Annotated in this window: 20 protein-coding genes and 1 pseudogene; 3 read left to right on the forward strand and 18 right to left on the reverse strand. The window is 36.9% G+C overall.

The genetic code is table 11. The features are described 5' to 3' along the window. Nucleotides 1-60 precede the first annotated feature (60 nt). Nucleotides 61-1,266: a GGDEF domain-containing protein gene (locus BBF96_RS12115; RefSeq protein WP_127017402.1), complete on the forward strand. Its 1,206-nt coding sequence runs from the start codon at nucleotides 61-63 to the stop codon at nucleotides 1,264-1,266. A gap of 428 nt (nucleotides 1,267-1,694) precedes the next feature. Here the strand turns inward: BBF96_RS12115 and BBF96_RS12120 are convergent, their stop codons facing one another. The 13 genes from BBF96_RS12120 to kdd form a co-directional block, all read right to left on the reverse strand. After that, nucleotides 1,695-2,474 (reverse strand): short-chain-enoyl-CoA hydratase, encoded by a 780-nt coding sequence (locus BBF96_RS12120; protein ID WP_127017403.1) that lies wholly within the window; start codon nucleotides 2,472-2,474, stop codon nucleotides 1,695-1,697. Nucleotides 2,475-2,532: 58 nt separating this feature from the next. Next, nucleotides 2,533-3,378, reverse strand: a complete 846-nt coding sequence (locus BBF96_RS12125) for a 3-hydroxybutyryl-CoA dehydrogenase (protein WP_127017404.1) — start codon at nucleotides 3,376-3,378, stop codon at nucleotides 2,533-2,535. 27 nt (nucleotides 3,379-3,405) lie between these two features. After that, entirely contained in the window at nucleotides 3,406-4,584 is a 1,179-nt protein-coding gene (locus BBF96_RS12130; protein ID WP_127017405.1) for an acetyl-CoA C-acetyltransferase, read from the reverse strand. A gap of 31 nt (nucleotides 4,585-4,615) precedes the next feature. Continuing rightward, nucleotides 4,616-5,269 (reverse strand): CoA transferase subunit B, encoded by a 654-nt coding sequence (locus BBF96_RS12135; RefSeq protein ID WP_127017406.1) that lies wholly within the window; start codon nucleotides 5,267-5,269, stop codon nucleotides 4,616-4,618. Further along, nucleotides 5,266-5,925, reverse strand: a complete 660-nt coding sequence (gene atoD / locus BBF96_RS12140; RefSeq protein ID WP_127017407.1) for an acetate CoA-transferase subunit alpha — start codon at nucleotides 5,923-5,925, stop codon at nucleotides 5,266-5,268. Before atoD ends, BBF96_RS12135 begins: the two co-directional genes overlap by 4 nt. 27 nt (nucleotides 5,926-5,952) lie before the next feature. Further along, complete coding sequence (gene kce, locus BBF96_RS12145; protein ID WP_127017408.1) at nucleotides 5,953-6,771, reverse strand: 3-keto-5-aminohexanoate cleavage enzyme; 819 nt, start codon at nucleotides 6,769-6,771, stop codon at nucleotides 5,953-5,955. A 14-nt stretch (nucleotides 6,772-6,785) separates the two neighbouring features. Continuing rightward, entirely contained in the window at nucleotides 6,786-7,178 is a 393-nt protein-coding gene (kal, locus tag BBF96_RS12150) for a 3-aminobutyryl-CoA ammonia lyase (protein WP_127017409.1), read from the reverse strand. A gap of 442 nt (nucleotides 7,179-7,620) precedes the next feature. After that, nucleotides 7,621-9,156: an amidohydrolase gene (locus BBF96_RS12155; protein ID WP_127017410.1), complete on the reverse strand. Its 1,536-nt coding sequence runs from the start codon at nucleotides 9,154-9,156 to the stop codon at nucleotides 7,621-7,623. Nucleotides 9,157-9,172: 16 nt separating this feature from the next. Further along, entirely contained in the window at nucleotides 9,173-9,919 is a 747-nt protein-coding gene (gene kamE / locus BBF96_RS12160) for a lysine 5,6-aminomutase subunit beta (RefSeq protein WP_127017411.1), read from the reverse strand. Then, nucleotides 9,919-11,478, reverse strand: a complete 1,560-nt coding sequence (kamD, locus tag BBF96_RS12165) for a lysine 5,6-aminomutase subunit alpha (protein WP_127017412.1) — start codon at nucleotides 11,476-11,478, stop codon at nucleotides 9,919-9,921. Before kamD ends, kamE begins: the two co-directional genes overlap by 1 nt. Nucleotides 11,479-11,495: 17 nt before the next feature. Further along, a complete protein-coding gene (gene kamC / locus BBF96_RS12170) occupies nucleotides 11,496-13,148 on the reverse strand; it encodes a lysine 5,6-aminomutase reactivase ATPase KamC (RefSeq protein ID WP_127017413.1) in 1,653 nt (550 codons plus the stop codon). Continuing rightward, nucleotides 13,148-14,203, reverse strand: a complete 1,056-nt coding sequence (gene kamB, locus BBF96_RS12175; RefSeq protein ID WP_127017414.1) for a lysine 5,6-aminomutase reactivase subunit KamB — start codon at nucleotides 14,201-14,203, stop codon at nucleotides 13,148-13,150. The genes kamC and kamB overlap by 1 nt, the downstream gene beginning before the upstream one ends. Nucleotides 14,204-14,223: 20 nt before the next feature. Next, nucleotides 14,224-15,261 (reverse strand): L-erythro-3,5-diaminohexanoate dehydrogenase, encoded by a 1,038-nt coding sequence (kdd, locus tag BBF96_RS12180; RefSeq protein WP_127017415.1) that lies wholly within the window; start codon nucleotides 15,259-15,261, stop codon nucleotides 14,224-14,226. 1,534 nt (nucleotides 15,262-16,795) lie between these two features. On the opposite strand from kdd, the gene BBF96_RS12195 reads away from it, so the two are divergent. Beyond that, entirely contained in the window at nucleotides 16,796-17,365 is a 570-nt protein-coding gene (locus BBF96_RS12195) for a Pycsar system effector family protein (protein ID WP_127017417.1), read from the forward strand. A 68-nt stretch (nucleotides 17,366-17,433) separates the two neighbouring features. On the opposite strand, the gene BBF96_RS12200 is transcribed toward BBF96_RS12195, so the two are convergent. From BBF96_RS12200 to BBF96_RS16470, 3 genes are all read right to left on the reverse strand, one after another. Continuing rightward, the gene (locus tag BBF96_RS12200; protein ID WP_127017418.1) at nucleotides 17,434-18,156 is read right to left on the reverse strand and encodes an adenylate/guanylate cyclase domain-containing protein; all 723 of its coding nucleotides are present in this window, start codon (nucleotides 18,154-18,156) and stop codon (nucleotides 17,434-17,436) included. 476 nt (nucleotides 18,157-18,632) lie between these two features. Further along, nucleotides 18,633-19,349 (reverse strand): hypothetical protein, encoded by a 717-nt coding sequence (locus tag BBF96_RS12205; protein WP_127017419.1) that lies wholly within the window; start codon nucleotides 19,347-19,349, stop codon nucleotides 18,633-18,635. Between the two features lie 24 nt (nucleotides 19,350-19,373). Further along, nucleotides 19,374-19,514, reverse strand: coding sequence for a hypothetical protein (locus BBF96_RS16470; protein ID WP_164731044.1), 141 nt, complete (start codon nucleotides 19,512-19,514; stop codon nucleotides 19,374-19,376). Nucleotides 19,515-19,870: 356 nt separating this feature from the next. On the opposite strand from BBF96_RS16470, the pseudogene BBF96_RS12210 reads away from it, so the two are divergent. After that, nucleotides 19,871-20,377, forward strand: a pseudogene (locus BBF96_RS12210) (transposase); the annotation flags it as partial. A gap of 1,537 nt (nucleotides 20,378-21,914) precedes the next feature. Here BBF96_RS12210 and BBF96_RS12220 read toward each other — a convergent pair. Together BBF96_RS12220 and BBF96_RS12225 are read right to left on the reverse strand one after the other, a co-directional pair. Continuing rightward, complete coding sequence (locus BBF96_RS12220) at nucleotides 21,915-22,817, reverse strand: hypothetical protein (protein WP_127017421.1); 903 nt, start codon at nucleotides 22,815-22,817, stop codon at nucleotides 21,915-21,917. Between the two features lie 177 nt (nucleotides 22,818-22,994). Continuing rightward, nucleotides 22,995-23,684: a CPBP family intramembrane glutamic endopeptidase gene (locus BBF96_RS12225; RefSeq protein ID WP_164731045.1), complete on the reverse strand. Its 690-nt coding sequence runs from the start codon at nucleotides 23,682-23,684 to the stop codon at nucleotides 22,995-22,997. Between the last annotated feature and the right edge of the window lie 867 nt (nucleotides 23,685-24,551).

Consider the following 24,551-nt stretch of genomic DNA (forward strand, 5'->3'; position numbering starts at 1 on the left):
CGAAATTTATAATAGCACCCTAAAACGGAGCATACTTGATAGTGAGAGGAGTATCTCAGCATGAAAAAGAGTAATAATAATTTGATATGGAAAGAAATAGAAATCAAACTGATCTGTGTCGGAATCCCCGCTATCGGTCTAACTATATTACTTTCTTATTTACCTAAAATAAATCCTCTAGCTGATTTTAATATTATTGTTTTTATGGTTATAAATGTTTTTGCTGATCTCTTATCTGTTGTATTACCTACCGGAGTTAACCTCAGTTTAAGTTTTCCGTTCATGATCTGTGTTCTTCTGTTATTGGGATCCACAGCCACCATGTGGGTTTATATTCCGGGCGTTGTTGTTTCACATATTTTAAAAAAGAAAGAACCTTTTAAAATAATATTTAATGTCAGTCAGATCAGTATTTCTGTATATATAGCAGGATTGTTTTTACCGGATAATATTTCCAATATAGTTCTTACTCGTGATATTCTCTGGATCCTTTTAGTTGTAGTAATCCTTGACTTTTTCAATTTCGCTCAGGTAATAAAAATTATCTGTATTAATAGAGGTAGTAAATTTTTTAAAACCTTTTATGAAATTTGGATACATGAAATGGCTACAGTTCGTCCCATTTATTATGCAACAGGAATTATCATGGCCATTTGTTATCAAGCCCAGGGAATAATAGGCGCACTCTTAGTTGCAGCCCCCGTATTAGGCGCATTTTTTCTGTTAAATGCACAAAATGAATTAAAAAGCCAGACTTCACGGGCCAATACTGATGCACTGACTGAATTGGGTAACCGTTATGCTTTAGCCAATTGGTGGAAAAAGGAACTTTCTTATATCATTAACAATAGTAAGGATTTAAGTGTACTAATGATTGATATTGATAATTTTAAGAAATTTAACGATACATACGGACATGATATCGGCGATGAAATACTGAAGCTAGTTGCCAGGACTATAAAAAAATGCGTCAGACAGACCGACTGTGTATTCCGTTTTGGCGGAGAAGAATTTGTAGTTCTTTTACCTGATTCTAATATTGACAATGCAAAACAGGTAGCTGAACGAATCCGTATTTCCATCAGTGAAACTAAAATTCCACACCTGAATAATGTAAGTATTACTATAAGTGCAGGATTATCACATCTAACCTCACTTTTGATTGAAGAAGAAAATGATATTCCCGATGAATTAATCCGTCGGGCTGATAAAGCTATGTATATGGCCAAACAGAATGGCAAAAATCAGGTTCAGGTTTATATCTAAAAGTTGAGAGACAACAAACAGCCGTTCAAATTAGACGGCTGTTTTTTCCATCAATCAAATCTGAAAAATATATAAAAAGTCAAGGCTTCCGCCCTCCTGGCTTTAGCCTTGACTTATACGTTTCAGAAATTATATTTAGGGTTACACTGCAAAAAGCTAATTTTTCACTCCATGAGAAATTTTTCGAACCATCTAAAGCTCGATTTCCGCCGAAATAAGACTTCCTAATCAAAGAGCCCTCCTGGACCTTGATTAGCTCATCACCTCCTGTAATGAGGCCTTATTTCGTCGAAAATCTCGCTAATATAGTTTAATGAAAAATTTCTATGTTGCTCAAAATTAGCTTTTTGCAGCATAATCATTTAGTTTTTCTGGTAGTGTAGGGGCAAGTCTCTTCTAAACGACCAATTCGGTCGGCTACAAATCCTCTATTCTCCCTTAAACTCAGCTTTCCTTTTCTCCAAGAAAGCTCTCATACCTTCTTTTTGATCCTCTGTAGCAAAACAAAGTCCAAATAAATCTGCTTCCATTTCTAAACCCCGCTTTAAATCCATCTCCATACCTTCATTGATAGCCCGTTTGCACAACTTAACAGCAAAAGGTGCTTTATTAGCAATCTCTCTGGCCATTTTTTTCGCTTCTTCTAATAGGCTTTCAGCAGGATAAACATGATTTACCAGACCGATTGCATGTGCTTCATTGGCATCGATAATCTTTCCAGTAAAGATCAATTCTTTCGCCTTAGCAGGACCAATGGCCCGGACTAACCGCTGGGTTCCACCAAAACCAGGAGTAATTCCCAGACCAACCTCAGGTTGACCTAATTTGGCCTTTTCAGATGCAAGCCGAATATCACAGGCCAGAGCCAGCTCACATCCACCACCAAGGGCATAACCGTTAATAGCTGCAATAACAGGTTTCTCCATCTCCTCTAATGCATTAAAGACAGAGTTGCCCAACCGTCCAAATTCCCGGCCTTCAACAGCATTAAATTCCACCATCTCACCGATATCAGCACCGGCCACAAAAGCTTTACCTTCGCCTGTAATAATACAGACTTTAATCTCAGGATCATCTTTAATCTGAGCAATAGCTTCTTTTAATTCATTCAATAGTTCTCTATTCAAAGCATTTAAAGCCTCCGGACGATTGATAGTTAAAATCCCAATCCCATCTTCTTTTGTCAAATTCAGATTGACAAAAGTCATTATGTATCCTCCTCTCTGTGGATTATAAAACAGCCGTCCCGGCTGGACGGCCGTTTTATTAGTAACTGAAAAATCCCTGACCAGTCTTCCGACCCAATTGATTTGCGCGAACCATTTTTCTTAACAGTGGACATGGCCGATACTTGGGATCACCAAACTCGGTATAAAGGGTCTCCATAATGGAAAGACAGACATCCAGCCCGATAAGGTCTGCTAAAGCTAATGGACCAATTGGATGATTAGCCCCCAACTTCATTGCCTTATCAATATCTTCTGCTGATGCAATCCCTTCCATCAGGATATAAGCAGCCTCATTAATCATCGGAATCAAAATCCGGTTAACTACAAAACCGGGAGCCTCTTTGACTTCAACGGGGGTTTTGCCCAGAGATTCAGCCAGTTCTTTAACAAAGTTAAAAGTCTCATCAGAAGTAACAGCACCTCTGATCACTTCTACCAGTTTCATTACCGGAACCGGATTAAAGAAATGCATTCCAACAACCTTATCCGGCCGTCCGGTCACGACAGCAATCTCACTGATACTTAAAGCAGATGTATTGGTAGCAAGAATAGTTTTAGAATCACAAACCTGATCCAATTCTTTAAAAACCTCTTTTTTTACATCCAATTCTTCTACAACAGCTTCAATCACCAGATCCAGATCTCCAGGCAGATTAGATACACCTTCAATTCCGGTAATATTAGCCATAGCGGCATTCTTCTCTTCTTCAGTCATCCGTTCTTTTTTTACATTCCGGTCATACCCCTTTTCGATACGGGCCAGACCTTTATTTAAAAACTCAGCATTCTGTTCTACCAGATAAACCTGATGACCACTCTGTGCCAGAACCTGACAGATACCGGAACCCATTGTTCCTGCACCAATTACTCCAACTTTCATCATTGACACCTCTCTTCAAGTTTTGAAAATCTACCGCTCAACTATAGTTGCCACACCCTGGCCACCACCGATACAGAGAGTAGCAAGACCATATTTGCTATCACGCTTCAGCATTTCATGGATTAGAGTAACCAGAATCCGGGCACCACTAGCACCAATAGGATGGCCCAGAGCAATAGCACCGCCATTAACATTTACCTTATCGGGATCAAGCCCCAATTCTTTTAAAACCGCTAGAGATTGAACTGCAAAAGCCTCATTTGCTTCTATAAGATCAAGATCTTCAATGGTAAGACCAGTCTTTTCAAGAACTTTTTTAGTTGCAGGAATAGGACCAGTACCCATAATCCGCGGCTCAACCCCGGCAGATGCATAACCTTTAATCTTAACCAGAGGTTTTACACCCAACTCATCAGCCTTTTCTTTTGACATAACTACAAGAGCAGCAGCTCCATCATTTATACCGGAAGCATTACCAGCAGTTACAGTTCCATCTTTTTTGAAAACAGGACGCAATTTAGCCAGACTCTCAACAGTTACACCTTTACGAGGATGTTCATCTGTATCAAAGATAATGGGATCACCTTTCCGCTGTGGAACCTCTACAGGAACAATCTCATCTTTAAACCGTCCTTCAACCAGAGCTTTCTCTGCCTTCTGTTGACTGAAAGCAGCAAACTCATCCTGCTCTTTACGGGTAATTCCGTATTCTTTAGCAATATTTTCAGCAGTAATACCCATATGAGTATCATCAAAAGCACACCAGAGTCCATCATGGATCATAACATCAATCAGTTCACCGTGTCCCATCCGCTGGCCCCAACGGGCATTTTTCAAAAGATACGGAGCCTGACTCATGTTTTCCATTCCACCGGCCACGATAATATCTGCATCTCCAGCGATAATGGCCTGAGCTGCCAGATTAACTGCCTTAAGACCAGAACCACAGACCTTGTTGATGGTCATAGCAGGAATGCTATGATGTAATCCTGCTTTAATCGCAGACTGCCGGGCAGGATTTTGGCCAAGACCGGCCTGAAGTACATTGCCCATAATTACTTCTTCTACATTTTCAGGCTTGATTCCAGCACGCTTGATGGCTTCTTTAATAACAATAGCCCCCAGATCAGTAGCTTTAACATCTTTCAAAGTTCCGCCAAAAGTCCCAATTGGAGTCCGGACAGCACTGGCAATAATAACTTCTCTCATCAATTCTCTCCCCCTTAAAATTTATTTAGATTTATTCAACATCCATAACTTTTAGATCATCACTAATGATTAAATCAGCCTCGGTAGCCTTAATTACATCTTCCACAGTTACACCGGGAGCAATCTCCTTTAAAACCAGGCCTTCTTTAGTTACTTCCATTACCGCTAGTTCAGTAACTATCATATTAACCTGTTCTTTAGCCGTAAGAGGGAGACGGCACCTCTTCAAAATCTTAGATTCACCTTTTTTGTTAGTATGCGTGGTAGCAACAATTACTTTCTTTGCACCCACTACAAGATCCATAGCGCCGCCCATACCCGGAACCAGTTTACCCGGAATCATCCAGTTAGCCAGATTACCGAACTGGTCAACTTCTAATGCTCCCAGAACGGTAGCATCTACATGCCCACCACGGATAATAGCAAAAGAAGTAGCACTATCAAAAAAAGCTCCACCTGGTCTAATAGTCACCGGTTGACCGCCAGCATTAACTAAATCCTTATCTTCCTCACCAGGGGCAGGGGCTGGACCTAAACCGACAAATCCATTCTCAGATTGGAAAATAATATCTACATCTTCAGGAATATAATTAGCAACCATAGTTGGCATACCAATTCCTAAATTAACTACATCTCCACTTTTAAACTCTTTAGCAATTCGTTTTGCAATTAACTCACGACTCATGAATTTAACCCCCCATCATAAATATAATCAACAAAAATTCCAGGTGTCATCACTTCATCGGGGTCAATTTCACCTACTTCTACAATCTCTTCTGCTTCAACAATAACAATATCTGCTGCAGAAGCCATAACCGGGTTAAAGTTACGTGCACTCTTTCTATAAACCAGGTTACCTTTTTTATCAGCTTTCCAGGCTTTAATAAGAGCCAGATCAGCTTTTAAAGGAAGCTCTAAAAGATATTCGACTCCGTCAATTACTTTCTTTTCTTTTCCTTCCTCCACCACTGTACCTACACCAGTAGGAGTGAGTATTCCACCCAATCCAGCACCAGCTGCTCGAATCCGCTCAGCTAAAGTTCCCTGTGGTACCAATTCCACTTCCAGTTCACCGGCATTCATCTGATTTCCGGTCTCAGGGTTAGTTCCAATATGAGAAGCAATCACCTTTTTTACCTGACGGTTAACTACAAGACGACCAATCCCCTTATCAGGATAACCGCTATCATTGCCAATGATAGTCAAATTTTTTACATTTTTTTCAATCAAAAGGTCTATCAACCCTTCTGGGGTACCTACAGCTAAAAAACCACCGATCATCACAGACATTCCATCTTTAAAAATATCCATTACTTCTGATTTACCGATGATCTTAGCCATTATCTTTCACCTCCAATAGTCATAAAATTATCTTTTTATGTGTAAAATTTCTCTTGCTTCATCAGGTGTGGCAATTTCCCTACCCACCTCTTTAGCAATCCGGACAATCCGTTCCACTAATTGTGCATTACTTTCTGCCAGTACACCTTTACTGTAGTAAATATTATCCTCAAAACCAACCCGCACATGGCCTCCCATTATAATAGCCATTACTGCAAGAGGTAATTCATAACGACCAATTCCAGCAACACTCCAGGTAGAACCCTCTGGAATCTTCCGTACCAGATGAAGCAAATCTTCTACCTCTCCAGGAATTCCTCCGGGCACACCCATTACAAAATCAAAATGAAGAGGCGGTTCTATAAGACCTTTTTTTACCAATCTTAGAGCATTATTGATCATTCCTACTTCAAATACTTCAATCTCAGGCTTTATACCCAGCTCTTTCATTCGTGATGCAAAAAATTCAATATATTCTGGCGAATTAAGAAATACATCATCACCAAAGTTGACAGACCCGGTACTCAGTGTCGCCATCTCGGGTCTAAGATTTAAAGGTTGTATTCGTTCCTCAGCAGTCATTCCCACTGCCCCACCTGTAGACGGCTGGATAATTGCTTTACACCCTTTAGCCTTAATCTTTTCTATCACTTCTCTAAAAACTTCTTCACTCTGAGTCGGATTTCCATTTTCATCCCGGACATGGAGATGAATAATTGAAGCACCTGCCTGCTCGGCATCATAAGCAGCCTGGGCCAGCTCATCGGGTGTTATAGGAAGATTAGGGTTTTGTTCTTTAGTTACTTCCGCCCCACAAATAGCAGCAGTAATGATCAGTTTTTCCAAAAAAATTCCCCCCTTTATTTATTAAATCTCTGCCTTTCTTTGGGTACTACACAGGTACCGCTAGCACGACAAACAAGTATCGGTTCAGGCAGAACTTCAGCAGCAGATTCATATTCAGCATCCTTTACAGAAGCAATTACCTTTCTTGCTTCAAACTCCATCTTCCGTGATGTATTACCCACTTTGACAATTTTTCCGGTCGCTTCGATATAATCACCAGCATAAACAGGTGCTAAAAATTCTACATTATCATAAGCGACAAATAACCCCTCATCTCCATCGTGGCGAATCAAAAGTTCGGTTGCTACATCCCCGAACAATTGGAGCATCTTTGCACCATCCACCAGGTTCCCCGCATAATGAGCATCCTGTGAACTCATCCGAACCCGAATCATAGCTTTTTCCATTCACATTCCCCCTTAATTAATATATAATTATACTGCAAAAAGCTAATTTTGAGCGACATAGAAATTTTTCGCTAAACCATCTTGGCGAGATTTCCGACGAAATAAGGCCTCATCACAGGAGGTGATGAGCTAATCAAGGGCCAGGAGGGCCCTTTGATTAGGAAGCCTTATTTCGGCGGAAATCGAGCTTTAGTATGGTTCGAAAAATTTCTCAAGGAGTGAAAAATTAGCTTTTTGCAGTTTAACCATATATGATTTTACTGCAAAAAGCTAATTTTGAGCGCTATTGAAATTTTTTGTTAAACCATCTTAACAAGATTTCAGTCGAAATAAGGCCTCATCACAGGAGGTGATGAGCTAATCAAGTTACTGAAATCGAGCTTTAGATGGTTCGAAAAATTTCTCAAGGAGCAAAAAATTAGCTTTTTGCAGTTTTAAACATTTATTCTTTCTCAAATACAATTTTTCCTTCAACAATGGTCATTTCAACCTGAATTTGATCAATTTCTTCCGGTTTAGTAGTCAGTGGATTTTGATCTAAAATTGTCAAATCTGCATATTTACCCACCTTAATCGTTCCCCGTTCCTTCTCTTCAAAGACAGAATATGCCGGATTGATGGTAAAAAGTTTTAAAGCTTCTAAAGCATCCAGTCTTTCCTCCGGATTTGAATGGGTCATAGCACCTTGAATACCAACAAGCGGGTTCATAGGTGTAACGTCGCTATCAGACCCACCAGCAATGATTCCTCCAGCTCTTACAATTGAGCAGAAGGGGTTTGATCTTAAGGCCCGTGCCTGGCCCAGACGGTGACCATACATTCCGCTACCGCCCCAATAGTACTCAAAGGCAGGTTGCATAGAAAGAATAATTCCCAGATTTACCGCGCGTTTAATCTGTTCTTTAGTCGGTAATTCAAAATGCTCCAGTCGATGTCTGGCATCAGAACGCGGGTACTTTTTCTGTGCCAATTCATGAGCGGTCAAAATCTGTTCAATAGCCCGTTCTCCAAGAACATGTACCGAAACCTGTAGTTCTGCCCGGTAGGCCTCTTCTACAAATTGATTCACCGTTTCCTGATCATAATAAAGCACCCCATTGTTACCCGGATCATCACTATAGTCCTCAAATAAAGCTGCTGTCCGGGAAGTAAAAGAACCATCAAGTATAATACATCCACCGATTCGGGGTAATCCGGTTTTTTTGACTTTTTCAATCTCCATAGTTTGATGCCAGATAACAACATGCACGGGTAATTCATTTTTAACTTTAAGTAAAACTTCCACATCTTTATCATTAAAAAGCTGGCCACCTTCCAGGGCATGAATGGTGGTAATTCCAACTTTAACGGCAGCTTCAGCAGCCATATGGGCAGCCCTAATTCTCATCTCTTCAGGAATGATATTCAATACCCTATTACGTACATAAGAATTGGCAGCCTTTCGCATAAACCCCGATGGTAGGCCATATGTATCTTTTTCTACTCCTTCAAGATCTAAAGGAACTTTTATAAGCTCCATCATTTTGGTATTAATCACACAGGAATGGGAATCTACCCGATTGATAAAAACCGGATTATGAGGAGCAACATCATCCAGCTCTTCACGTGTAGGTAGTCTCTCTTCTTTAAAACGGTTGGTATCTAAGCCCGAAGCCAGGATTAATTCTCCTGGCTTTTGAGCCTTTGCTTTATTACGAATCCTTGCCAATACTTCTTCTAAAGAATCAGCATCATTAAGACGAATCCCCAGCATATTTAACCCTGTTCCTATAAGATGAACATGAGCATCAGAAAAACCCGGTACCACAGTCTTACCCTTTAGATCTATTACCTCTCCTCCATGGTTCATATTCAATATCTTTTCGTTAGTACCCAGGGCAACTATTTTACCATCTTTGATTGCTAGAGCCTCTGCTTTTGGCTGAGATTCCTCCAGAGTAATAATTATACCATTAATTAAAATTTTATCGAGCCTCACGGCAACAATCTCCTTTCTACTTATTTAGCCTCTCAGCCAGTGTCTGGACAATATAGGATGCCACTTCAGGTGGAAGTGTCCCGGCTCCAAATCCAGCATCAAATCCCAATTCCAATGCCAGTTCATGAGTAATCCGCGGCCCACCTACAATTAGAATAAACCGATCTCTTAACCCTTCTGCATCCAATAAATCTACCAGATGGGTTAAATTATGGATATGAACATTTTTCTGGGTAACTACCTGAGAGACCAGAATGGCATCTGCATTAACTTCCACCGCTTTTTTGATCAGTTCCTCATTGGGAACCTGGGAACCCAGGTTATAAGCATTTATTTCAGGATAACGTTCCAAACCGTACTCACCTGCATACCCTTTCATATTCATAATGGCATCCAAACCAACAGTATGGGCATCGGTTCCAGTACAGGCGCCGACTACCGTTACCTTCCGGCCAATCTTTTCACGAATAAATTCATTAATCTCATAAAAATCCATTACCTCAGTTTCCACTTTCGCCACCTGAATCTGGGTCATATCTACAGAATGACGACACTTACCGTATACCACAAAAAATGTAAAACCAATCCCCAGATCATTCATATAAACCACATTTACATCATCTAAACCCATTTTGTTAGCCAGAATTTTAGCCGCTTCCTTGGCCTCTTCTCCGGCAGGAACAGGTAGAGTAAAACTGAGTTGAACAGCACCATCATTTAATGTATCACCATAAGGCCGAACATTTTTCAGATCAATATTCATTATTTTACGCCTCCTTTTAACAGGCTAAAGAATGGGTTATAATAACGGTCAGCCTTTTTGACTACACCGTCTAAGCCCTTCCCACCTGTGAGGGAACGTTTAATATCAGCAAACATTCCTTTTTCAATGGCCCGTACCAGGCCCATCTCAGCAATTTCTTCAAGCATTGTCACAGCCTTTTTAAGAACGTATTGAGCCCGCTTCTGGATCTTTCCATTAGGCTTAAACATGATCTCATCACCTAAATGGCGGGCATTATTGAAGATATATTTAGCATTCTCAATTGAGAGCGCCCGGTCCTGTAAAAATGGAGTATGAATTGCTTCAGTAAGCATTCCCAGAAGCTGAATATGCTGACCTGTCAATACTCCGGTTAAGTTGAACATAGCATCCATTATATGACCTTTGAAAATATTTCCTGTCATATATTTAGTTGGCGGCATATATTTTAATGGCGCTTTAGGGAAGATCTCCCGTGCCATCTGAGCCTGAGCAATCTCCATCAAAAGCCCATCTTCTAAATCAGGGTTCATCTCAAAGGCATGTCCCAATCCCATCTGCTCTTCCGGTAGATTGGAATTTAACGCCATTTGCTCATTAATTAACTGAGACGCAAGAACAGTATGGGCTTCTTCTACCGCATCAGCAGTAGTTAAATAGTTATCCTCACCTGTATTGATAATAATCCCTGCCACTGCATTGATCATACGACTAAAGTGCTGATCTATAAATGTCCGCTTCATGTTAATATCTCTAAAGAGGATTCCATACATAGCATCATTGAGCATCACATCCAGACGCTCAATAGCACCCATTGCTGCAATCTCAGGCATACAAAGCCCGGAACAATAATTACATAAATGAATATATCTACCAACCTCTTCACTAACTTCATCTAAAGCCTTTCGCATAATTCTGAAATTTTCCTGGGTAGCATAGGTTCCACCAAAACCTTCAGTAGTTGGGCCATAGGGTACATAGTCCAATAGGCTCTGAGCAGTCGTCCGGATTACGGCAATAATATCAGCCCCCTGCTTTGCAGCCGCCTGGGCCTGGATTACATCCTCATAAATATTACCGGTAGCAACAATAACATAAATCAGAGGAGTACTGCCTATTCCCAGCTTAGCCTGTAAATCTTCTCTCTTTTTTCGCTGGCTAATAATATGTTCTATCATTTTGCTAGCTTCAGCATCAATTACCTGCTTAATCTCTGCATCATTTCCAGGAGGAATCTCAAGTAAATTAAGTTCACCCCGTCCTACTGCTTCTGCAACTTCCTGGGCTGTCATATTTTTAGCCACCATAGCATTACCCATCCAGTAAGCTATCCCTTTATCTAATTCTCCACCCTTATGAACCTGGTCTACTACCACATTGGGTAATGGTACATCCTGATGATCAACACCATCCACACCCAAAAGACGTACAACTGTTCGCTCTACAGCAACGGTAGTATTAGGTTCAATTATCTCCTCATACACCCTGGCTGCAATTTTACGGGCAGCTTCACGACCGCGATCAATCAGATTTTGATCTAGATTTAGTTTTTTCTCCATCTCACACACCCCTTTTCTTAAACTTTTCCATCTAACTCTTTGAGTGCATCTTTAATAATTTGCTCAGGCAATCCAAGCAAAGCTGCAACCCGGATTGCGTCCCGGGCTATTTCATTATTGGCCTCAGCTTCTATAAGATGATAATCCATAAGTTGATTGATAATATCCAATGATACTTTTCCCTCCATTTGATATTTTTTCAGTAATAACTTATATTTCTCCCGATCTAAGCCTTTAACCTTTAAATGCCGCACCCCCTGAACATTGGTCAATATTGCAAAATGGGTAGTCAGAATAGTAATGGCAGGAGAATCAAGTAAATATTTGATAATCGCTTTACCTAAAGCTCCTCCTTCTTCCGGATTAGTTCCCCGGGCCAGCTCATCGATTAGATAAAGACCCGGCCTATCTTTTAAAGGCAAAGCCTGATTTAAACCCACAATTTCCTGTCCAAAGGTACTCAAATCCCCTTTGGTCTGATCATCATCCACTGAAAAATAAATAAATTCCCTCAAACTAAACCGCATCTCTTCTGCCGGAACATAGAGTCCATACTGGGCCATAGCGGTCAAAAGACCAACCATTCGTAAATTGAGAGTTTTTCCTCCCATATTGGGACCGGTAATCACTGTAACTCCTCTTTTTAATGTTAAATCAATGGGAGTGTATTCATCCCCACGTTCTTTAACCTCTGCTTCGACCAGTAGATGACGACCTCTCAGGATCTGGATCATATTTTCATCGATCCGTACAGGTGGTACACATTGATGTTTCAAGGCATACTCTACCTTTGCCAGCATCCAGTCCAGTTCGCCCAGTCTCTGTTGATTTTTCTGCAGGCAATCAACATAATTTCTGATCTTCTGGCTTAATTCAGCTAATACACGTTTGGAAATTTGCTCTTCTTCTATGTTTAACTGTTCGAGCTCATTTTCGAGTTTCTGGACTGCTGGCCCTGGAATCCACTTATAAAAACAGGTACTAAAGCTTTCTCTTTCCAACCTCAGATCGCTGCGGGAATTTAAATATTCTAAAAGTTCTGTATCTCCCTTACTGACCATCACTTCTCCCGAAGCAGGAATCGTTCTTCCTAACCTACTCTCCAATTCCGCCAACATTTCTCTTTTCAGCCGGCGAACCCTCTGTTGAAGTTCATTTTTTTCCCTGCGAACCCGGGCCAGTTCCCTGTCATATTCATCCCGTAGATAAAACCTCTCTGTCTCAATACCACCCGGGTTTAACAGTTCCCAAAGCCGGTCCAATGGATCAATTTTTAAAATCGGCTCTAGTAACATATCACGATTGTAAAGTTTCATTTTTACAATCGATTTTAATTTTTTCCAAATCTTCCGGGTAATCACCAGGTTTGCTTTAATCTCAAAACATTCCCCTTCATTTAAACTCTCACCTTTAGCCAACCGTTCCAGAATCCCATGAATATTTTTTAACTCAGCCAGAAGGGGGCGTATCTTTTTCACAAGGTCTGTCCTTTCTCCCAACTCAAGCCAGAAGGTTAACCGTCTCGTCATTTGATCAAATTTTTCTTCATCACCCGGGAGAAAGGGTTGGATGGATCTTTTTACCCTCTGGCCCTGCGGAGAACAGGGATTGATTTTTGAAAAAACCTCTGTAAAACCCAGACGATCCGCCGTATCAAGAATGAAAAACATCAATCAGGCCTCCCGATGAGAATACTTTTACCCAACACCAGATCCAGAATGGGGATATTCTTCAACTGTCGAGCCAGAGATGTACATAATTCATCCGGATCGAGCTGACCCCCCTGGGGTGTTGTACTATTTACCGTCACCGCTACCAACTGGATCGGTTTAAGCACCTGAACTATACCACCTCGGCTCAAAAAACGATTAAACGTGCGGGGTTTTAAAAAGATTCGGGTTCCGTCCCGGACAATAATCTTCAAATTATATACTTCTCCTACCTCTTTTTCCAGAGATGTCAAAAACCCTTCCGTTAAAGCTCCTCCTAAAACCAGTGCCTGGGTATCCTCATTAATGGCATCGACAATTTTTTCTATCCCCATAAGGGCAGTGACCATCTCAATTGGCTTAACTTCATAATTATTTGAAATGACACCACCATTATATTTTTCAATTACATCCCAGCAAATCTTTGCCATTCTCTCATCTTCCACCGCAGGCAGGCAAAAACAACCAACCTGATAGACTGTCTTTTCTACCACAGTCCGGATATCTGGCCCGATTACAGCTCCTGTAGCAAGAATCACACCATCTGTGATAGAAGGAGCAGCAGAACTGGAACGGTTTATAGCACCATCAACCAATATCAGATCCACTTCTTTAAACATCAGTTCAATGACCTTTTTAATTTGAGAATGGCTGCGGGGACCAACAAGTTCAACAAAGCCATCCTCCATTGCTTCATAAATATAGACCCCACCAAGAACAGTTTTAATCCCGGTATCAGCCAATACCTGTGCCCTGAGATTGGTTTTTTCAAGGGCACGCTGGGCTGTAGCAAAAAGAGTTCCCACTGTCACCTGAATCTGCGGTTTATCTGCTGCCGATAATGCATCCAACCGTTCCCCATCCCGGCCGATGGAGGTTAAGCCCAATCTAATTCCTTCCCTTTCTGCTCTCTGAATCAAATGGGTCAAAGTCACTGTCTTCCCTACATTTTTTGCCATCCCAACAATAGCAATAGTCTTAAGCCCCCTCCGGAGAATATTCTCAAGAATATTCACTTATTCTCACCTCAATTTCTCTACACATAAAGTTGTGTAAATACCTCCCGCAAGGCCGGATTTTCCCGAAGGGTCTCTAGAGCAATCTCAGCATGATTTTTCGTATATCCATTACCGATTATCATGGTTACATCTTTACCAACACCTTCAGCCCCCAGGGCAGCAGCGGTAAAACTGGTCGCCATACTGAAGAAATAAATCAACCCTTCATCTCTGGTAGCAAGAATAGAAGCCATCTCAGTTTTAGGAATATTTACACAATTGATAGTTATATCAGCCATCTTGCCATCGGTTACAGCTGAAACTTTCTCCAATACTTCCACCGCATTTGTAGCATCTGCCTGAATAATCTCATCAGCCAGATTTAATTTCCGGATCCGTTCACAACCTTCATCACTATATTCCAGAGCAATCACTTTACCGGTTACACCGGCCATCTTTTTTGCCTGATGGAGACAAAGTAGACCCGATTTTCCACCTGCACCAATAATCAATACCGTATTACCAGGCTTGACCAATTTACAGGTCTGGGCAGGAGCACCAGCCACATCTAAAACTGCCAGAGCCAGGGTCTCACTCATATCTTCCGGTAGTTTGGCATAAATACCGCTTTCAAATAAAATAGCTTCTCCTTTTATATGAACCTGATCGATCTCAGGTTTGACTTCTAAAATCTCATAAATCTTCAACGGAGTCAGAGATAAAGAGACCAGAGTGGCAATTTTATCGCCCACCTTTAGATCAATTTTACCCTGCAAAGCGGGGCCAATTTCTTTTACCTCACCCACCAACATTCCACCAGAACCGGTAACGGGATTATGGTGCTTTCCTCTTTCTTCAACGATTTCCAGTATTCTGGCTTTAATCTTTTCTATATCACCCCCGGCTTCCTCTTTAATCTGGGTAAAGCTGGCTGAATCGATATTTAAAGTCTTTACGTCGATTAAAATCTCATTATCATAAATCTCCATTGTGTTATCAATCTTCCATGCCGGTTGTGGCAAAGTTCCTTTTGGCTCAATAACTCGATGTGTACCGTATTTACATCCTTTTTTCATTACCATGACCCCCCTCAAAATATATGCAATTTCTAAACAATTTAAACATGCAAATTACGTGCCAGCTTTTCATAAAAGGTAAGTATTGCTCACCACTTTGAAATTTCTAAGTTTATTTAGGCTATTTTATGATTTATTTATGATTTTATTCCAGGTTGAAAAAATTACAGGATTGAATTTTATAAATCAAAATTGATTCAAAAATGTATCGTGATTTATTTTTTCCGCCCATTGAAGCAATAGAGAATGAGAAAAGTCCTTGTCAATACTATAGATTCATTTTTGAATCGAATTGATTCATTTTTGTAAGAAATTTAGTGCAAACCAGGAGCAAATTTATACTTTTTATAAGGTTCTCTTTGTTATAGAAATAAAAAAAACACCTACCCTCTTATGTAACTGGTAGGCATTAAACTCTATTCATTTAGCAATGGTTCTGTTCTTGCTTTTGGCATGTTCATCCCTTTAATACAAGCATCTTTAGCAGTATAAACCCCTTAATTTAAATTAAACTGCAAAAAGCTAATTTTTCGCTTCTTGAGAAATTTTTCAAATCATCTAAAGCTCGATTTCCGCCGAAATAAGGCTTCCTGACTCAAAGGGCCCTCCTGGCCCTTGATTAGCTCATCACCTCCTGTGATGAGGCTTTATTTCATCGGAAATCTCACTAAGATGATTTGGCGAAAAATTTCTATGTCGCTCAAAATTAGCTTTTTGCAGTTTAACCATTATATTACTTAAACACTATTTCTCCAAATTCATTAGGGGACTACATAGTAATGACCTGTTGGTTCAAACCCACAAATTACTTCTTGTTTATCATACTCAACCATAAGGGTACGAATCCACTGAATTAAGCGATTAAAGCCCTTTCTGGTATTGTCAAACATTAACGGCTTATTAAATTGAATACCACGAAAATCTTGTGCTCTTGCCACATGTTTGTATTTGGCAATGTCCACACTGATAATTAAAGTATTTTCTGTTACTTGATTAATTTTGTAATTTTGGGTATCATTTATATTGAGTACCTCCTTTGATATTTAAGGGTCGTCTGTAAGCCGACACCTCGTATTATATCAGGAAGTACTTTTTTTTTACAAACCTTATTTTATTTCATTACAGAAATGCCCCTTATAAATTTAGCAAAACACTTGTTCTGCTCACTTCATAATTTGAATATAAACTATATAGTGTGTATTTGTCAAGAAATTTTTTAGACTTTTTTACTAAAATTGACCTGATAGTAAACTATATTGTATAATATTAAAGGAAGGAGGTCATATAATGTCAATCAAAAATGCTATTCGAGCACCTAATTGTTAAATCTGGTTAGACTATTACTGATCTTGTAAAAGCACTAAATAAAAAACGAACGTAATCATTCTGTCCAAAACTTACACAATAAACTATCTCAGAAAACTTCAAAATATAAAAAAACATCAGAAATAGCAGAAATCCTTGGCTATAAAATTGAATGGATTCCCAAAAAATAATTATTCTACCAAAAATTACTATAAAGGAGGTTTTTGAAATGAATAAAGATGATTCATATAGAAATCTAGATAGAGTAAATAATTGGATTTCAAATTGTGATACTAAAACATCTTTTATATTAGCATTTATAGGTGTTTTTGCTGGAATTTTATTTACAAGCAATTTAATTAGTAATATTTTCACCAAAATATTAAAAGCGTTATCCGAATTAAAGTTAGAATATATACAGGGAACTCTTTCTATATTTTCTTTTTTATCTCTAATCTTCTTTATCTTCTTTCTATCTAAGGGAACTATAAAATTACTAAATGCTTTAACTGCAAATATTAATATATTTGAAGATGAAGATTTTGTTACAAATTCTAATTTATTTTTTGGAAGCATTTCAACTAAAAATTTTCAAGATTTTAGACAAGAAATCAATCAACTATCGGAAGAAGATTTACTTAAAGACATAGATTCCCAAACTTATATAAATTCTATAATATGTACTATAAAATTCAAAAATTATAACGCAGGAATTAAAAATATTAAATATTCATTATTATTTTTTCTGATTTTAATTATTTTGGAATTTTTGAACAAAACTATAACGATATTTATATAATAGGTTAAACTAAAATCAACCGAACTTACTAGAATATAATATAAATTTTACTTTTGATAATCAAAAAATTATGTGCAATTTTCTTCATACCACTCTTGCATTTTTATATTAATCACGTTACCTTCATAATATTTACCAAAATAATTATAAGTAAAAAAATCTTGATCTTTTTCAGGAAGATTAATATAAACATTCTCATCTATTAATATAGGAGCTGTCGAATCTTTATTAGCAAGATTACATAAATTAGATGCCCTATTAACAACATCCCCCATCCAAACAACTTCATTAATTCCACTACCTGAATAACCAGCTTTGATCATCAGTGCTCTACCATAAGCCAGACCAATTCCCACTTTTATCTCTACAATATCAGATTTTCTATATTTATAGTTTAAAATTTTTATTAAAGAATTGATTTCTGCTGCTGCAAAGTACATATTTTCAATTTGATACTTATATTGTGCTTCAAATATACCAGATACACAATCACCAACAATATTAATTTCTTTACAATCATAATAACTATTTAGTATTGCAACTGTTTCTGATATATAACTTCGATATAGCTTGGCAAGTTTAGGTCTCCGATGTTCACCAGTTAATTCAGAAGATTGTCTAATATCTACAAAAATTGCACCAACCTTCACATAAAATCCATTAGTATATGTCAATTTACTTCTGTCTGGAATATAATCTAATTCCTCAAAACTATTATTACTTTCAGCTAAAATTTCATCTATTCTCTCCGCACTCTTATTTATATCATAGCTTTTATGATTTGTTTGCATATTCTCTCCCCCTTTTTAATTTAGATATTGTCAATTTTTTTGCATTTTTAACCATAACTCCTTGATATAGCTAATTTTTTATTTAAAACTTACTACCCCCCTTTTTTAAGATATATTATAAATATAATTGATTAAAGTGCAAAAAGCTAATTTTGAACAACATAGAAATTTTTCGTTAAACCATTTTAGTGAGATTTCAGTCGAACTTTAGATAGTTCGAAAAATTTTTTTGAAGCAAAAAATTAGCTTTTTGCAGTAAAATCATTATATCACTTAAACACTATTTCTCTAAATTCATTAGGGGGCTATATAGAACCCACTCCACCCAATCTCTTTCTTAAATATAGTTAGGATAACAAATGTGCAGCTATACTACAAAGTAGAAAAGCATGTCCCGAAAGCCAAAAATGTAGCCAACAAAATATCGCCCTTGTTATCTGTCGTACTTCTACAGCTAACTTTCAATAAGCCAAATATTACCGGCTACTTTTTTTTAGATTTTCATCTGCCATAAAGAATTTATAGAACCTACTATTTTCAAATTTATTAATATTCTCTTTTATCTTGTCGATTATCTTTTGTTTCTGTTGGTCTGATATTTGGGGCCAATTTTTTTGTTCTTTACAATATTCTAGAACATCATTAATCAAAGGACTACGTACATTTCGTGGAATTTTAATAATGCCACCAGACGGATCAACAATGGTATTGTTCCATACTTCGCCTTGAGCTTTTTTAATAATTGTAACCAAAAGTATTCCAGCTAAATTGGAATATACATAAAATGAATTAAAACCTGTATTTATCAAAATATATCCATAAGCACTGGTTCGAAAGAAGACATTTGGATTTTGTTTTGCTATTTCCGGACTAGCAATGCTAATTTCAGGAAATAAGAACAGATGGTTTTCAATCGGAAGAACATTTTGGATATTTCCTAAAAGAAAATTACGCATACTTTCTTCTGCATCTGACAAAATCTTTAATGATGTTTCATTCAAACTTTGAGATTTACGAAATTCAGCTAAATCAAGATATAAAATGCGCCAATTTACCGAAACAATAAATGGATATAGCCATTCACCATATTGGAAATCTTGATTCCCTAATGTATCATTTTGATAAGGGTAAAAAATATTTAATGCAAAAGCACGTTCAACTTTTGAAAAAGTTTCTTCACAATCTTTGCACAAAAGATCTAACTTGCGTCCGTCTTGTTATCTTGCATTCGGATTAATTTTGGGTAGACGTAAAAATCCCGTAGGCGAACCTTTCTTTATTGAATCAAAAACGAACTTAGGAATTACATGGCTTTTTAATAATCTTGCTTCTTTCCCACATAACGCACATTTAGCCATTATTTTTACCTCTTCATTTAATTTTTAATTTGAAATATTTCTTAGCATAGCAGATAACGTTCCGAGTATTTCCGACACACCCGCCCCCGCCTATATAGCCCCCTAATGAATTTGGAGGAACTGTGTTTAAGTGATATAATTAACTTAAAGGGGATTATCAATAATGAAACGTAAAAATATTCTGATGAATTTAAACAACAAATTCTTGATGAATGTAGAGTAGATTAGTAGGTAATGTTGCTTTGGTTGCTCGGCACCATGAAATTTCTAAAAATACCACATATACCTGTATTAAAGCCAATCGTAAAAAAGGTTCAACTAAATCTTTTCCCAGAGATATATTGTACTGATCAATTTTTCAGTTATCACTGATAGATGTTTTTGGTCGTTCGGTAATCGATTATCATTTAGGACTACCGTGTACTGCTAAAGATGTCTGTAGATTTCTTAAGAACTCTCTGAGAAAGAGACAGTTAGTTAAAAGGATGAAGATGCCAAAAATAAGAACAGATAACGGTCCACAGTTTATTTCTAATGAATTTGAAAACATATGTAAGATATTAGGCATAGAACATCAAAGAATTCCTGTAAAAACACCAAATATGAATGCTCATATAAAATCATTCCATTCAATACTTGAAGAAGAATGTTATAGTCGTAATGAGTTTAATAGTTTTACGGAAGTATATTACATTATAAGTAATTATATGAAGTATTATAATGAAAGAAGAAAACAGGGCAGTATAGAAAATATGCCTCCATCTAAATTTTATGAAGTATTAAAGAGTAATTCTGTGAAAGTTAAATCTTTCATTACATTATCTCCAATATTAGGGGGTCAGCCCGGAAATCCCTCCCCCTGAAGTAGTAGAGCAGTTGACCAAAACCATAACTCACTACACCCAGAATGGAGGAATTCATAAGTTATGATCTGCCAACCACTACTCAATATCCTCTTAAATGATTAAACTGCAAAAAACTAACTTTGAGCACCATAGAAATTTTTCGGTTAACCATTTAGTGAGATTAAAAAAGAAATAGACCCTATCACAAAAAGTTATATGCTAATCATGGAACAGGAAAACTTATTGATTAATGTGGCTTATTTCAACTAAAATCAAATTTTAGATGGTTTGAAAAATTTCTTCTAAAACGAAAAATTAACTTTTTTGTAGTAAAATTATTCATAGGATAAATTCGACATAAATAAATAAATTTCCTTTATAAAAGATATATTTTTTATGTTGACTTAAGATTAATAACCACTTTCTTGAAATATATAATATCCACCTAAAGTTGCATCTTAAAGACTTAACATTCGATTATTTCATTATCCTTGCCCTCTACACTGACTTTCTAAAAGGCTTGTGAAAAAATTAATCTTTTGAGAATGATAATAATAAGGATGATAGTGGGCTTTCCCGGTTAAGCCTACCTGCCTGAACTTGAATCCATCCGTCCTAACTTCTAAGGTTATCCAACTTTCGGACTTTCCCACATTATGCAAAGTTACCTACCTGAAAAGCCAACCCTGATTCGCTTTCGCTATGTTCCAGGTTCCCCCCTTCAGCTTCCTTCAGACCCCACTGTTATCAGTGACAGCCTTGCTTACGGGTTGTCTTCCCGCTGGTTAGGCGACAGGGCTTCTTTCTGCCCATCGGCTCAGCAAACATGCTGGGCAAACATAAAAAAGGCTGTTGACCCTCTAACTTTGTCAACAGCCTGAATACTTCTTACGTTTTATCATTAATACCCCCCTTAATTTAATTACGTATTGTAAAAAGTTTTTTAAGTTTTTAACCATAATCCCATGATATTACTATTTTTTTATTTAAAACTTGCCACCCCCCTTTTGTTGTAATTCCTGAATTAAATGACTTACCTTATATGCCTGCTAGATGGTCTAAATTAATTAAAATGGCTCAAGAATTTAATTTACAGCAACAGGTAACATAACCCCTTTATATCTGTTTAGCAGAGCCTGAGGCAAAAAACACTAAAACCAGTTATCGGCGAAGCGTACCCTTGACAAACCAAACCAGCTAAATGGTAAACTAAAATTACGAGGGTGATCTGATTTGTCATGCCTTTTCGCCCTCGACAACTTCTAAACACCATTTGGATGGTGTTTGTCAAAAGCGATAGCGTCGATTAATCGCTTATCTTACCTTAAATTGACTCATTTTTATTTTTTCATAGATCTTTTGACACTACCCCTACCCTGTTAGAAAGACTGTCGCATAACGCTGCAGGCATTTCTGGCATGCTCGGGCCGAAAGCCTGGCACAAGACTTGCGCCATTCATACTAACATAACCTCTTAACAAGTTTTGTGACAGAGAACATATCCCGTAGGGTAGTCCATTACGGAAACAACCTGTTATACGACGTAGGACAAAACTCAGGCCTTTTCCTGCTCAAGAATGCTTAAATACTTTTTCATAAACTTTTCACTCGGTAATACTATCGCTTTTTGTACTTCCTCTATGCCATATTTCCTATTAATTGCATCAAATATAGCAAAACCTAGTCGATGTGTAAGTCTTGATCTTCCAAATCCTCTTTCTAAAAACTCATAAATACTATGTACTTTATTATGTTTTAAATCATCAACTAAAGATCTATATTCATTAAGTAACTTAAATGTCATATCCTTATTACTCAATAAAAGATAGTCTTCTTGTATTGGGGTACCACTATTGAGAAGTCTATTCTTTATCCTAAATTTTTTAGCAGCAAAAATTCCAGTTCCTTCATAATGTATGTAGTAATCTAAAAATTCCTTCATACTATGAAATGAGTCAATCTCGTTAAGCCCTCTTATTGGCCCGTGATATTTTTCATACATAACATGAGCTGTTTCATGAATAGTTGTAGAAATTAATTCTTTAAAGTTATTTAGGAATATTTCAGTATTCACGTTAATACAAACAGCCTTGTTTATTCCAATCCCGATATCATAGCCAATCACAGGATAAATAGTTATATCTTTAAACTCTGTTTTGGGAAACAAACATCTAATACTCTCTTGAACTTCTTTTAACCATTCCCCTTCTTTCTCTTTCATTAAATTAATAAGATTAAGTATCGCACCTCTGTTTTTGAAAAAATCCTTAAAACCAAATATTTCTTCACTCTTTTTATTGATTACTTTCTCTAACTTATGTAGACTAAAATCATTCTCGAACTTATTTGCATGAGCAGAAATTATCTTAAACGCAGTATTATGCTGAATGTCTTTAATAGCAGCTTGACCACTCAATATTTTAAAGAATTCTTCTATGTATGAATAATTAACTCTCATTTAATAACCCCCATCAGGTATCATATGTCGTATAATGTTCTAGGTGTTTCCGACGTGTCCGTGCCATTAGACCTGGCGCAAAGATTGCCATCCGTCACACTTATATTTCTCATTACAAGCTTTGTGACAGAGGGCATATCCAAAGACAGGCCGTTAGGCCGTAGTGAAAGAACCCTGTTATACCCAATCCACATAACTATTTTGTTTTCTATAATATAAAATACTCAAATTTATTCCATCTATTAAATTGTGTATTATAATAGGATAAATTAAACTCTTTGAAATTTGAAAACTATATCCTAATACTAAGGCAGCTATGAATCTTGTAGGAACCATACTTAAAAAAGCTTTCCATGTCTCATTTCCATATAAAACATTTAAGATATGAACAAATACAAATATAACACTAGCTATAATCGTAGCATAGCTAAAAATAAACAAATGGCCATTTACAATTGTATTTAATGCTCCTTGTACAAATCCTCTATAAAGTAGTTCTTCTACAGGTCCAACAAAAATCCAAACATAAATAAATTGCCATTTAATATCTCCCTCACCATATGTAATTTCTTTAAGATCGTCTGAAGGTATAGTAAATACTAAACCACCACTTATTAAAGCTAAAGGAAGTCCAAATACAAATATTGATTTAAGTCCTTTGTAAACATTACCTAATATTAAACCTGCCTCAGTAAAAGATAAACCTATAAGTTTAATTAAAATAATTGTAATAAGTATATTTATTGGAACTAGTAAGACTTTTTTCTTGAAATCTTCAATATTTAACTTTGTGGAAATTAACATACTAATTTTTTTAATTATAAACCACTGTAAAACTAATAGAATTATCAAAAATATTAATTTCACTTTATCACCCTCTCTAATATTATATGATTCATTAAAAATTAAAAAAGGATTGTGTATAACAGTGCAGGCATTTCCGACGTAACCCGTTCCCGATAGGAATTGGCGTACTGTTTGCCAGTAGCTGTCATTATTTTCCATATTATTGCAAATAGCATGACAAAGGACTATGTGCCGTAAGGCCAATGGCTCAAAAATGCCTTGTTATATGGCGGCCTGTATTAACTAATGTTGATGCTTCAAAAAAGGTTTTACAAATTTCCCAAAAAACCTTTTTAAAATTTTCATTTCCCTGTTTTTCACTTCTACTCACCTTTTCATTTATTTCTTTTATAAAACAAAAAAACTTTATCCCTATCTTGTCGAATATATTAGCAGTCAATAAAAGGAGTAAAGCCACATTGAATTACTATTAGAGCTATATTCGACATAAATCATATTATCCTTTGAAAAACCTTTACCCAAGTTGATCTTACAAGAAAATTAAAAAGACAGCTTAACTTAAAAATACTTTACTCTTTCCCTTTAAGATAAAAACAAATAATGAGTTTTACCATTTTAATAAAAAATGTAAAAATTATAAATCACCTAGCAATTTGCCCTCATAACTATATTATTTAATCTTCAATAATCAAACAATACTGATTTTATCTCTATATTAAAATTAGTATTATTCTAAAAATCAGAAAAAATTAATGTTAAATTTAAAAAATAAAAACATTCCTATACAACTTACTACACCATTTTTTAGGAGTAAAAAAGAGTCATAATATAGTCTCAGGACATGTTTACAATAATATTTTACACTATTAACCTTGTTTTGTCAATAATTTTTTTAAAAAATTTATTTATCTTCTTTATTTTTCTAGA

The organism is Anoxybacter fermentans (assembly GCF_003991135.1).
GTDB lineage: Bacteria > Bacillota > Halanaerobiia > DY22613 > DY22613 > Anoxybacter > Anoxybacter fermentans.